Here is a 12,209-nt window from a genome sequence, read left to right on the forward strand (position 1 = left end):
TATCTATAGAAGTTATGCAAAACAGACTAGTGCGAAAAATACAACTTACTGGTGGTTCTACTTATATATTATCTTTGCCTAAGAGTTGGATTAGACAATTATCGCTTAAAGCAGGAGACGAAATAGAAATTATTCAGGATAAGAACTTAAGATTAATTTTAACGCCTAATTCTACCCCGCAGAAACAAGAAAAAGCTATAATAAACTGCGAAAATTTGAAAAGCGATCTTGCAACTAGAGAATTTATAGCGTATTACATGGCAGGTTATATTACTGTTACATTATCTTGCAATAGAATGAAGGCTGAAGATAGAGCGGCAATAAAAGAGACTATAAGAAGAAGGCTTTTAGGAGCAGAAGTTGTGGAAGAGGACGCTAATTCTTTAACTGTTCAATTTTTAGTCAACGAAAAAGATTTGCCTATTTCAAAGGCTATAAGTAGAGCATCTACTATATCCCAGAACATGTTAAAAGACGTTTTAATAGCGATGGAAGACTGGGACATAGACATAGCTAATGAAGTTATAGAAAGGGACGATGAGGTAGATAGATTTTATTTCTATATATCAAGGCAGCTAAGTCTGAGTGTTTCTAATTTTGAGATATTAGAAGAAGAAGGCTATAATATTGCCCAAATAGTTGATATTCACTCTACAATAAAATCTATTGAAAGAATTGCTGATCATTCAACTAGAATAGCAAGTTTAGTTCCTCAGCTTCACGGTGTAAAAGATCAAGAATTACTGAATCTTGGAAAAACAGTATTAGAAATGTATAAGAGAGCTACTACAGCGTTTTTGGAGAATAGAAAAGATCTAGCAAATAACATAATAGAGCAAGATTCAGAAATTAATGAGATACATAAGAAGATCTCATCCAAGATATTGTCTTCAGATTCACCATATAAAATTGGGTTACTGATATCAGCTGATTCCTTTAGAAGGATAAGTAGGTATTCCTTAGATATAGCCGAATCAACTATTAATATTATGGCAAAAAGTGGAAATAATATAGATAAAGTATAAAAATTAAATATTTTTATATTCAAAGACTAGATTTTCAGATGAAAATTTCTTATATGCAGAAACTAAACTATCCATAGTTTTGGCTTTTTTAACGGATTTAGCAAGTGATAGTAGATTTTCTCTGTCGTCTAATGTATATGCGCCTTTTCTAAAAATAGAAGAAATGCAATGAGGATTCAATACTGAGTTTATTACGTATCCCTTGATAAATGTATTATCTGCTGTTTCTATATCCTTGTGAGAAAAAAGGCATATCCCTGGATGAGTATGAGCTACTCCAATACCTTCTGGAATTGGTAAAGACACTTTATCCTCATCTCCTTCCAAGATTAGATATTCGCCTGACTTAAGAATTATATTCATAAATTCTATTTCATTGCTCATTGTTCTATTAGCATAAGGTACCATAACATCTTTTAGAAATTCTATATATTCATATGCTATTTGACTGTAAAGTATTTGATATTGAAATTTACCAGATCCAACTCTTACAATTTCATAGTTTTCATCTTCTGGAATATCCTTAACATAAACATATTCTAGATCAGTAGTAGGAGGTACTCCAGTTATTTCATGTAAATCTTCGGATATTGTTAATAATCTATATAGTTTAGCTATATTCAAACTTTTGTTGTTTTTATCTAGTTTCTGCTCTTTTGCACTCATTTAATCTTTCCTCTTGTATTTTTTGAAATTCTAAAATAGTACCTATAGGATCTTTAGAATTATATATACTTCTTCCTATAATTTCATAATTTGCTCCGTTACAGAGAGCATCACCTATTTTTGCTCCTTGAGCTCCTATACCCGGTGAAATTATTATCTTTTCTGGGAAATCTTTCTTAACTGTTTTAAGTATTTTAGGCCTTGTTGCTGGTGCAACTAAGCCATAAGGATTAGTCATCTTAATCACTTCTTTTATATAAGGGTAAAAATTATCATTCCAACCTTTATGGGACATTGATGATACTAAATACATTTTCTTATTTTCCTTGTCAAGAAATTCTTTGAGTTCTCTTATACTTTCGTTATAACCTACAAACGCATGTACAATAAAGGAATCGCCTAAATTTTTTAGATGAGTAGTTATCTTTATCATTGTTGAATCTATATCCGCTAACTTTAAGTCAAAAATAATGTTATTATCGAAATTTTTTAAAATATTTTTTATTCCCTCTAAACCTTGCTCTAATATTAACGGCCAGCCTATTTTTATTCCAGCAACTTGTGAGGAAATATCCTTCAAAATTTTATAATCTAGAGGTTCATCCAACGCTAAAATTATTTTATTCAATATTTTTCACCAAATAATCTTCTATAATTTTTTTCTCGTTTTGAGAAACTCTATTCAAAACGGATTTCAAAATATATTCGATATTATAAAGAGAATAAAGATCTACACCAATTTCTTTTAATCTTTCTTTAGCACCTTCTTTTCTATCAACAATAACAAACGCTCCTACTATTTTTCCTCCATTATTTATTATTTCTTTTGATGCTTTTTCAATAGATCCTCCAGTAGTAGCAACATCATCTATAAGTAAAATTTTTTTGCCTTCTACATCGGCTTCAAGAAGTTTATCTGTTCCATATCCCTTTTTCTCCAGTCTAATATATCCCATAGTTTTTCCTAACTTGCATGCTAAAAATGATGCCAGAGGTATTCCGCCAGTAGCTATTCCTATTATCATATCGTAGTCTAACTTTTCTATAACTTTTATAGAGTCATTTACTATCTGGAAAAATTCAGGATAATTTGGAAGCCTACGTAAATCTAGATAGTATGGACTAGTCTTTCCTGAAGTTAGAATAAAATCTCCTATTAGGAGCAATTTCCTATCTAATAATATATCTCCTATGCTCATCTCAGTAAATTAGAGAAAAGAGTTTAAATACAGTTTTCTTTAATTAAAACCAAGGGCAATTAGTGAAAAATATAATTTCCTCATACGATTTTTCGAGAGAGGATTTTCTAAGTATTTTTGAATTAACTGACGATATAATAACTGGGAAAATTAAGCCTAAATTAAATGATAAAATAATATCAGTAGCATTTTTTGAACCTAGCACAAGAACAGCAACGAGCTTTATTACTGCTGCTTTAAAATTAGACGCTAAAGTAGTAGGATTTACCTCGCCGGAAGGAACTTCCATAGCTAAGGGAGAAAATTTAGCCGATACTGTCAGAATGTTAGAAGGATACTCTGATTGTATAATAATAAGGCATAAATACGATGGTGCGGCAAAATTTGCATCAGAAATTTCTCAAAAGCCAGTAATAAATGCGGGAGACGGAAAACATGAACATCCTACTCAAAGTTTAATTGATTTATACACAGTATATAAAAAATTTGGTGAAGTAGATAATCTAACATATGCGTTATTTGGGGATTTAAGATATGCTAGAACAATAAATAGTATTTTACGAGCTTTAACCAGATTCAAACCAAAAATAGTTTATTTGATATCACCTCCACAACTTAAAGCCAGAAAAGAAATAGTTCAAGAACTTAATTATGAGATAAAAGAGTTAGAAAATCCATTCGATATAATATCTGATATTGATATTTTATATGTTACAAGAATTCAAAAGGAAAGATTTCCAGACGAAGTAGAATATGAAAAAATTAAGGAGAGTTATATTGTAGATCAAAAATTAGTTGAATTCATGAAAAGAGATTCTATAATACTCCATCCATTACCAAGAATAAATGAAATTGATAGAAGAATAGACTCTTTACCTCAAGCTAAATATTTTTATCAAGCCTCTTTAGGAGTTCCAATCAGAATGTCACTACTTTACAAGATTATAGGTGAGTAAATTTGGAGAATGGACTCATTGTAAGTAAAATAAAAAATGGAACAGTAATAGATCATATCCCAGCAGGAAGAGCTTTAGCAGTACTAAAAATACTAGGAATAAAGGGAAATGAAGGGAGTAGAGTAGCATTAGTAATGAATGTAGAAAGTAAAAAAATGAAGACAAAAGATATAGTAAAAATTGAAGAAAGAGAAATTAAAGAAAAAGAGGCAGAATTAATTACATTAATAGCTCCGTCTGCAACTATAAACATTATAAAAAATTATGAAGTGGTAGGAAAAAGAAAAATAGGAATACCAGACAAAGTTAAAGGCTTACTAAGATGTCCTAATCCATCATGTATAACTAATAATGATGTAGAAGCTATTAGTATATTTACTACAATTAGTAAGAATCCTATATTATTAAGATGCGATTATTGTGAAACTCAAATAGGTGAAGAAGAGGTACTGAGGCAAATATTGTCATGAATTACGGCAAAATTTTATCCATAAATAAAATTGGAAATATTAGTCAAATACAAATTGAAATAGAGTTTAAAGTAAAACCAGGACAATTTATATCGTTAGTTCTTCCTAAAATGGAAATACCATTAAGTATAGGCGATTATAAGAATAATATTTTAGAGCTTCATATTTCTTCTGCAAATATTGTAAATATTCTTTCACATAGACGTGAAGTTATAGTTAAAGGACCACTTGGAAAACCCATTGAACTAAAAGGAAAAGTTTTAGGTATAGCAGAAGGTGAACTATATTACGATATTCTTTTCCCTTTGCGTGAGGCGAAAAGAAACGGTCTTGATGTTGCAGTAAATTGCACTGGATGTAATTCTGAGTTTCGAAAACCAGATTCAAATGAAAAATGGGATACTATTCTAGCATCCGTAAAGAACGTGAAAACCTTGCCTAGAGACGCTCTAGTATATTTAAGGTGGATAAAAATGAACTGTATGTTAGGAGTATGCGGAGCTTGTGAAATAAATGGATATTTGCCTTGTATTGAAGGACCCTTCTTAGAAGTGAGTAAAATTGTGGATTAAAGGAAAAGCATTCATAAAAGATAATATTGAAGACTGTTGTATAGAATTTGATAGAAAAATAAAACAGATAAAAAAGGATTGTAAACCAGATATTTCTTTTAATTCTAGCTCATTGATTTTGCCTGGATCTCTAGACATGCATGTACATACTAGAGGTATGTTATTGTCATATAAAGAAGATATAATTACAGCGACTTCTGAAGCAGCGTATGGAGGAGTAACAACTATAGTAGATATGCCAAACACTAAGCCTTACATAAATACCCATGAAAGAGTATTATCTAGACTTAGAGAATTTGAGAATTATTCAAGAACAGATTATGGAATATATTCCGGAGTAACCGATGATAATAGAGTAGACGAAGATCCCATAGCAGGATATAAAATATTCCCTGAAGACCTAGAAAAACCTGAATTAAAATCAATATTATCATCAAAAAGACTCAAAATAATACATCCAGAAATTCCTATCTCTAACAATAGTTTCAGAAATTTGAGGGAAATGTGGCAAGAACTTGCGTCTCTCTATTTTGTACAAGGCAAAATTCATGTTACACATGCTACTAATTATAATACAATAGAATTAGCTAAAAAATTTGGATTTACTGTAGACTTTACCCCACATCACCTTCTAGTTAGTGGAGAAAAAGATTGCTTAAGTAAAGTAAATCCGCCTATACGAGATAAGACAGAACAAAATAAGTTAATAAGAGCGTTGTTTGAGGCCGATACTATAGTAAGTGATCATGCGCCCCATACATCTAAAGAGAAAAATATGCCATATGAAATATGCCCTCCAGGGATTGCTGCAGTCTCTTTCACTACTCCATTTGTTTATACTATGTTTAAGAAAGGAATAATATCTCTTCAGAGAGCTGTTGAGCTAGTTTCTAAAAATCCTGCAAAAATATTGGGAGTTAATCTAGGAGAAATTAAAGAAGATAAAATAGCTAATTTTACAATTATTAGTTTTAACGACTGGAGGTATCATACTAAATTCTCTAAAGTATTGGAGACTCCTTTGGATGAGTTTCCATTAGAAGCTAATATTCTGACAACCATAGTGGAAGGTAAAATAGCTTATGATGGAGAGGAAGTTTATCCTATACGGGGTGTAAATATTTTTGATAAATCTGGGAACACTTAATTTTAATGACCCTATAATAATACCGTCTGGTATTATACCGGATGTAAAAAAAGTCATTCAAGATATATGTACAAAATATAAACCGAGCGCGATAACTACAAAAACACTAACAAAGAATCCTTTAAGTCCTCATAATCCTCCCACAATATTAAAATTTCACGATAATTGCTATATTAATGCTATAGGATTAGGAAATCCTGGAATGACGTTTATTAATGATCTTCATATAGGATGTAAATTGTTTATAAGTATAGGAGGCAAATCTGTTCAAGAAATAAAAGAAGTTGCAGAATTTGCTCAAAATAAAGCCGATCTTCTAGAAATAAATATTAGTAGCCCAAACAGAAAGGGATACGGTGCTTCTTTAGCTAACGATGTTTATAAAATAGTAAAGGATGTTAAAGGAAGTGTATCTAAACCAGTTTTTGTAAAGTTAGGTCCTTGGGATAATATATTGGAAATTGCCGGTAAGGCATTAGAAGCAGGAGCTGATGGATTAACATTAATAAATACTCTTAAGGGACTTCTTATAGACGTTGAATCATTAGAACCTATATTAACATATGAAACTGGAGGAATATCGGGTAAGTGTATATATCCTTTAAGTCTTAGAATAATCTCCGAAGTTTATAAAGAATATGAACCATCAATAATAGGAGTAGGAGGAGTATTCTCATATAAAGAAGTTATAGGGCTAATGAGTGTAGGGGCTAAACTTGTAGGTATTGGAACCGCAATAATAGACAAAGGATATGATATAATAAACGAGATAAGGAGAGATCTTGATCTTTATTTAAATCAAAAGGGATTAAAGTTAGAAGATATAATAGGTAAAGCAGTGAAAAGATGACATCTAGAACGGTTATGAAAGGAAGAGATTTAGAAGGATTAGTTTTCTTAGGTAAAATTGATTCAGTAACTATAGAATTCTGTAGTGATGATAAGAAAAATGCTAAAGTTGTGGCAAAAACTACTGATGGAGAAGAAGTTGAGTCAGAATGTATACCAGTTAGAGCTGCAGGTAAGATAACAACTGTTATGAAACATTACCTAAGAATGGGAATAGGAAAATATATAGTAACAAATGAAAAGGTAACAGGAAGTATAGATACGGAGGGAGAAGATGAAACTCAGGATAGACAAACTTCCTAAGAGTGACGAAGATCTACAAGAAATACAAAGAGAAATAGAGTCTCAGCATCATCATAATGATGAACCAAATATAGAGGAAGTACTAGGAGAACTATATTCTGGAATACAATCTATGGAGGGAAGAATAAATAATATTGAATCAGATAGTAAAAAATGTAAGGAAGAAATAAGTAGAATATATAAAATCTTAGGTAAAATGTTAATAGCATTAGCTACTAATGACCAAAATGAAAAGATTAAAAATCTCAAAGATATTTTAAACCTCCTAGAATAAGAATGGAATTATCTCAAACATTAGTAATTGCCGTTAAGCTTTTTGCAATAATGGATCCATTTTCAATAATACCATATATTCTTGCAATGTTTGAAGAATTTAGTCAAAACGATCCAAAAGTAACTTGGCGGTTTTTAGTCAATAAAGTAGAAATTGCAGTAATAGTACTCTTACTACTTTTTTCAATAATAGGAAAACCTATGCTAGATTTTTTAGGTATAAAACCGGTTTCTCTAGAAATAGGAGGAGGTATTATATTAATTTATCTAGGTATAGACACGATGGGTGGCTTTCAACAGCTAAGGTTTATGTCTAAGAGCATTACAGAAGCTGTAGTAACTCCTATAGCCACTCCACTTATTGTAGGCCCAGGTACAATGACTGCATTAGTCTCTTTGTCAGTAACCTTTAATGTTTTTTATCTCATCATAGGAAGTTTGATATCAGCATTTTTGGTTTATGTAGTATTGATGATGGGACCTCTTTTAATTAAGGCCCTAGGAAGAACTGGTACTGTGGCTGCAGGAAGATTTACCGCAATTATAATTGCTGCTTTTGGTGTTCAGCTAATTCTAGAAGGTATATCTCAAATTAACTTATAATGACAATCCGAAGTTAAAATAAAAATTTTTTAACAAGTTCCACCTACTTTTTTACGAAGTATATGTCTAATAATAAGAAAAAAATAGACATGGATGCGATAGATAGAAGATTACTAATTGAATTGTTAAGAGATGCTAGAACAAGTTTAAGGAGACTCTCTGAAGAAATGAATGTATCACCGGCTACGTTACATAATAGATTAACTAGATTAGTACAAGAAGGAATGATAAGAGGATTCACTGCGCTTGTTGACTATACAAAGTTAGGCTATTCTTTATCCGCAGTAATTATGGCAAAAGTTGATGGAAAACATTTAGTAGAATTTGAAAGAGAAATAGCTAATACTGATAATATAGTAGCAGTATATGATGTAGTAGGAGAATACGATGTAGTACTAATAGCTAAATTCAAAAACGTGGAGGATTTGGATAATTTCTTAAAACAATTACTCAAAAATCCTAAAGTTGAAAGAACTTATACAAGTATAGTTTTAAACACAGTAAAAGAAGATCCTAGAGTTAGAGTTTAAATTCTTTAATTATATTAAGATAAAAAACGTTAATGTATACGTTTGTTTCCAAAAGCCTTAAATATAATACTATTGCTTTAATTTACTATATGGTGATTTGATTGCAGTTCTGTCCTAAGTGTGGAGGAATGATGATACCAGTGAAAAAAGATGGCAAAGAGGTGCTAAGATGTACTAAATGTGGATATGAAAAAGAGATGGATAATAAGGCCAAAAAAGCTTACGAAATTAAAGAAAGTAAAGGAAAATCTAACAAAGTTCTAACTACATCCATAGTTAGTGATAAATCTGGAAGAAAGAGAGACGAAGACGAATGGGAACAAGAAAGAGAAGAATATTATAAAGAAATAGGTTTAGAACTATTAAGAGACGAATTAGAAGGTTCAGAAGAAAACGATGAAGACTAAAGAGATAATATTATAAATTTTTATTGTAAAGTAAAGTGGTATGAAGATAACAGAGGCAACAGAAAAATATTTAGTAAATTTTAATAAAAGAAAATTTTTGTTAGAAGAATTAAAGGATGAGAAAGGAAGAAAGGTATTTTCTATATCTGAGGTAAGAAAATATACGTTACCAAATGGAGAAGAATGGGAAGAGAAAACTGAAGGAATAAAATCTTTTGATTGGTCAAACGCTCCGGACGATATTAAAAAGGTTATTAGAGAAATAATAATACGTTTATAAGATATATTTTTATACTAGGGTACTAATTAGGTGAATTGAATGACGCAGTTTGATTTTATTTTAACTACTGATAGATGTTTAATGACTGATCACCATCATAAGGAGTTTTTAGGATTTTTAGGTACTGGACCTGCTGTTGGATTGCCAGAATCTGTATGGAAATGGTTAGCATGCCCAAAGATGAAAGTGGACGAGCTAGGAAGACCTTTAGAGGCTCCTTATGGCATGAGAAAAATAGAAGCGAAACTTATAGATGAGGGTTTTAATGCAGCAATAATAGATCCAGATTATATAGATAAGTACCTTAATAATGCAAAAGCTCTAATGTTTTCTCACCATGATTATTTTGCTTTTGGTCCACCTTCTTCTACATGGTGGGGAATTACAAAAAAAGAGCCTATAAACTATAAAAGTTTTCAAGCACTTATAAACAAGCCAGAGATCTCGGAAGCTAAGAAAAAAGGCATGAAAATAATAGTAGGTGGACCTTCTACGTGGCAATGGCTATGGAGAGAAGACATGATTGAAAAATTAGGTGTTGATACTTTAGTAGATGGAGAAGGCGAAAAGGTAATAGTAAAACTTGCTCAGTCTATTATAGACGGCGAGCCTTTGCCTAGATATGTATATGTTAGTGGAGATGATGTTCCTGACCTAGAAGATATTCCAGATATAAAAGGCGCAAGTGTTAACGGTTTAGTAGAAATAATGAGAGGATGCGCTAGATCTTGCAGATTTTGTTCGGTAACATTAAGACCAACTAGATATTATCCATTAGATAAAATAGAAAGGGAGCTTCAAGTAAATGTAAAGGCAGGCATTCATAGTGGAGTTATACATAGCGATGATGTGCTATTTTATGGAGCAGTAGGTATATTACCTAGGCCCGAACCATTAATAAAATTACATAAACTAGTTAAGAAATACTATAAGACAATAGCATGGAGTCACGCAAGCTTAGCAGCCATAAGATATTCTCAAGAGAAATATGGGTTAATAAGTAAACTTTCCGAAATAATATACGGAGAAGGTAATCAGAAATATTTGGGAGTAGAAGTAGGTATAGAAACTGGTTCGGTAAAACTAGCTAAGGAAATAATGCCTGCTAAATCGGCCCCATATAAACCAGAAAGTTATCCTGAAACAGTAGAAGAGGCATTTAAGATAATGCATGAAAACCATATAATACCAGCTGGTACTATGATAATTGGACTTCCGGAAGAAACAGAAGAAGATGTATATAAAACAATAGAATTAGTAGATAATTTAAGATCATATAGAAGTATACTAGTTCCTATGTTCTTCGTCCCAATGGGGTACTTTAAGAATAAGGATTGGTTTACTAAAATTAAGTTAAACGATGCCCATATAGAGCTATATAAAAGAGTATTTTGGCATGATGTTTATTGGGCAGAAGACATAATAAATAAGTTCTATATTGAAGGTCCTATATACTACCCAGTAAGAATAGCTTTAAAAATGTTCTTATTTGCTGCTAAAAGAAAAATGAAAAAAGTAGAAGCGTGGCTAGAGACTCAAATGAAGAAATAAAGTCACGGCTTTTTATTTGCGGGTAATATATAATCTTTTGGAGCTGCTTTGAAAGGTTCTAGGTATTTTCGTAATACTTTAGGAATCTCTACACTTCCGTCTGATTTTTGATAATTTTCTAGAATAGCTGTGATCGTTCTAGTACTAGCTACAGCTGTGCTATTTAAAGTATGTACATATCCCTTTTTGCTCTCTTTTCTATCTACATAACGTATTTTCATCCTGTACGCTTGCCAATCAGTACAATTACTACAACTAACCATTTCTCTAAATTTAGCTTGAGCAGGCATCCATACTTCTAGATCATATTTCTTTGCTGCGCAAGCACCCAAATCACCAGATGCTATATTAATAATTCTATATGGCAATTCTAATCCTTGAAAAATTTCTTCAGCATTATTTAATAATTCTTTATGATATTTCCAGCTATCATCTGGAAGGCAATATATAAATTGCTCTACTTTATGAAATTGATGAACTCTAAATATTCCTTTTAGATCTTTATTAGCAGCTCCTGCTTCTTTTCTAAATGCAGGACTTATTCCAGCTAATTTTATAGGTAGTTCTTCCTTGTCTAATTCGTCCTTATAATGAAGAGCTGCTAAAGGATGTTCGGCAGTAGCTATTAAGTACAAATCTTCATTTTCTATTTTGTAAATAGCGTCTTTGAATGTGTCCATATCGATTACTGAATAAATAATTTCTCCACGTAACATATAAGGAGGAAGTACTAAAGTATATCCTTTAGAGGTTAGTGTATCTATCGCATAAAATAATAAAGAGAAATCCAACCATACTATATCGTTAAATAAATAGTAGAATCTAGAACCGGTTACTTCAGATGCCTTAATAGTGTTGCCTAGTTTCAGAACATTTTCTAACATGTCTGCATGCCCTATTGGTTTCCACTGAATAGTTTCATATTCAACGCTGGCGCCATTTAGTTGTTTCTTAAATTCATCAACATCTTTTTCATAAACTCTAAATTTTCCCCAGAATTTTATTGGTACACTATACGTATCGTCTGGGCCTTGCGGTACATCTTCAGTTACAATATTAGGTAAATTTTTAAGAACCTCATCTCTTTCTTGTTCTATTTCCTTAAGTTCTTTTTCTTTTTGTTGTAATTGAGCTAACAGTTCTTTAGCTTCTTTAATTTTCTTTTTTCTCTCTTCAGGTGGCAATCTAGGAATCTGTTGAGTTATAACATTATGCTCATGCCTCAATTTTTCTACTTGTTGAAGGATTTCTCTCCATTTCTTATCTAATTCTACGGCTTTGTTTACTACTGAAGGATCTATATATCTTCTCTTTAGATTTGCTATAAGTTCTTCTGGCTTTGTTCTAATGAGTTCTAATAAACTCCAAGACATAATAG

At 31.4% G+C, this 12,209-nt stretch carries 17 protein-coding genes; 13 read left to right on the forward strand and 4 right to left on the reverse strand.

Features of this window, described 5'->3' with window-relative positions:
- The first annotated feature begins 14 nt into the window (after positions 1 to 14).
- Positions 15 to 1,025: a phosphate uptake regulator PhoU gene (locus tag DFR85_RS25180; RefSeq protein ID WP_110270651.1), complete on the forward strand. Its 1,011-nt coding sequence runs from the start codon at positions 15 to 17 to the stop codon at positions 1,023 to 1,025.
- A gap of 3 nt (positions 1,026 to 1,028) precedes the next feature.
- Here DFR85_RS25180 and DFR85_RS31935 read toward each other — a convergent pair whose 3' ends face one another.
- From DFR85_RS31935 to pyrE, 3 genes are read right to left on the reverse strand one after another with little or no spacing between them, the layout of a single operon-like run.
- Positions 1,029 to 1,691, reverse strand: a complete 663-nt coding sequence (locus tag DFR85_RS31935; protein ID WP_246252863.1) for a hypothetical protein — start codon at positions 1,689 to 1,691, stop codon at positions 1,029 to 1,031.
- On the reverse strand, positions 1,663 to 2,319 hold the full coding sequence (gene pyrF, locus DFR85_RS25190; RefSeq protein ID WP_110270652.1) for an orotidine-5'-phosphate decarboxylase: 657 nt from the start codon (positions 2,317 to 2,319) through the stop codon (positions 1,663 to 1,665). The genes DFR85_RS31935 and pyrF overlap by 29 nt, the downstream gene beginning before the upstream one ends.
- Complete coding sequence (gene pyrE, locus DFR85_RS25195; protein WP_110270653.1) at positions 2,312 to 2,890, reverse strand: orotate phosphoribosyltransferase; 579 nt, start codon at positions 2,888 to 2,890, stop codon at positions 2,312 to 2,314. The genes pyrF and pyrE overlap by 8 nt, the downstream gene beginning before the upstream one ends.
- A 62-nt stretch (positions 2,891 to 2,952) precedes the next feature.
- On the opposite strand from pyrE, the gene pyrB reads away from it, so the two are divergent.
- The 12 genes from pyrB to DFR85_RS25255 all read left to right on the forward strand — a co-directional run bounded on the left by pyrB (position 2,953) and on the right by DFR85_RS25255 (position 10,831).
- Complete coding sequence (gene pyrB, locus DFR85_RS25200) at positions 2,953 to 3,846, forward strand: aspartate carbamoyltransferase (protein WP_110270654.1); 894 nt, start codon at positions 2,953 to 2,955, stop codon at positions 3,844 to 3,846.
- Positions 3,847 to 3,848: 2 nt separating this feature from the next.
- The gene (pyrI, locus tag DFR85_RS25205; protein ID WP_110270655.1) at positions 3,849 to 4,316 is read left to right on the forward strand and encodes an aspartate carbamoyltransferase regulatory subunit; all 468 of its coding nucleotides are present in this window, start codon (positions 3,849 to 3,851) and stop codon (positions 4,314 to 4,316) included.
- On the forward strand, positions 4,313 to 4,888 hold the full coding sequence (locus tag DFR85_RS25210; RefSeq protein ID WP_110270656.1) for a 2-polyprenylphenol hydroxylase: 576 nt from the start codon (positions 4,313 to 4,315) through the stop codon (positions 4,886 to 4,888). Before pyrI ends, DFR85_RS25210 begins: the two co-directional genes overlap by 4 nt.
- The gene (gene pyrC, locus DFR85_RS25215) at positions 4,878 to 6,035 is read left to right on the forward strand and encodes a dihydroorotase (RefSeq protein WP_168367157.1); all 1,158 of its coding nucleotides are present in this window, start codon (positions 4,878 to 4,880) and stop codon (positions 6,033 to 6,035) included. The genes DFR85_RS25210 and pyrC overlap by 11 nt, the downstream gene beginning before the upstream one ends.
- Positions 6,013 to 6,885: a dihydroorotate dehydrogenase PyrD gene (pyrD, locus tag DFR85_RS25220; RefSeq protein ID WP_110270658.1), complete on the forward strand. Its 873-nt coding sequence runs from the start codon at positions 6,013 to 6,015 to the stop codon at positions 6,883 to 6,885. Before pyrC ends, pyrD begins: the two co-directional genes overlap by 23 nt.
- The gene (locus DFR85_RS25225; RefSeq protein ID WP_110270659.1) at positions 6,882 to 7,187 is read left to right on the forward strand and encodes a hypothetical protein; all 306 of its coding nucleotides are present in this window, start codon (positions 6,882 to 6,884) and stop codon (positions 7,185 to 7,187) included. Before pyrD ends, DFR85_RS25225 begins: the two co-directional genes overlap by 4 nt.
- Positions 7,159 to 7,461: a hypothetical protein gene (locus DFR85_RS25230; protein WP_110270660.1), complete on the forward strand. Its 303-nt coding sequence runs from the start codon at positions 7,159 to 7,161 to the stop codon at positions 7,459 to 7,461. Before DFR85_RS25225 ends, DFR85_RS25230 begins: the two co-directional genes overlap by 29 nt.
- 2 nt (positions 7,462 to 7,463) lie before the next feature.
- Positions 7,464 to 8,063 (forward strand): MarC family protein, encoded by a 600-nt coding sequence (locus DFR85_RS25235; protein ID WP_110270661.1) that lies wholly within the window; start codon positions 7,464 to 7,466, stop codon positions 8,061 to 8,063.
- Positions 8,064 to 8,125: 62 nt separating this feature from the next.
- On the forward strand, positions 8,126 to 8,593 hold the full coding sequence (locus DFR85_RS25240; RefSeq protein ID WP_110270662.1) for an Lrp/AsnC family transcriptional regulator: 468 nt from the start codon (positions 8,126 to 8,128) through the stop codon (positions 8,591 to 8,593).
- 101 nt (positions 8,594 to 8,694) lie between these two features.
- Positions 8,695 to 9,000: an RPA12/RPB9/RPC11 RNA polymerase family protein gene (locus tag DFR85_RS25245; protein ID WP_110270663.1), complete on the forward strand. Its 306-nt coding sequence runs from the start codon at positions 8,695 to 8,697 to the stop codon at positions 8,998 to 9,000.
- A gap of 40 nt (positions 9,001 to 9,040) precedes the next feature.
- Positions 9,041 to 9,280 carry a hypothetical protein gene (locus DFR85_RS25250; RefSeq protein WP_110270664.1) on the forward strand — a complete coding sequence of 80 codons (240 nt, stop codon included), beginning with the start codon at positions 9,041 to 9,043 and terminating at the stop codon, positions 9,278 to 9,280.
- A 39-nt stretch (positions 9,281 to 9,319) separates the two neighbouring features.
- Positions 9,320 to 10,831 carry a B12-binding domain-containing radical SAM protein gene (locus DFR85_RS25255; RefSeq protein WP_210433910.1) on the forward strand — a complete coding sequence of 504 codons (1,512 nt, stop codon included), beginning with the start codon at positions 9,320 to 9,322 and terminating at the stop codon, positions 10,829 to 10,831.
- A 2-nt stretch (positions 10,832 to 10,833) separates the two neighbouring features.
- On the opposite strand, the gene serS is transcribed toward DFR85_RS25255, so the two are convergent.
- On the reverse strand, positions 10,834 to 12,204 hold the full coding sequence (gene serS, locus DFR85_RS25260; RefSeq protein ID WP_110270666.1) for a serine--tRNA ligase: 1,371 nt from the start codon (positions 12,202 to 12,204) through the stop codon (positions 10,834 to 10,836).
- Between the last annotated feature and the right edge of the window lie 5 nt (positions 12,205 to 12,209).

The organism is Acidianus brierleyi (genome assembly GCF_003201835.2).
Taxonomy (GTDB): Archaea; Thermoproteota; Thermoprotei_A; order Sulfolobales; family Sulfolobaceae; genus Aramenus; species Aramenus brierleyi.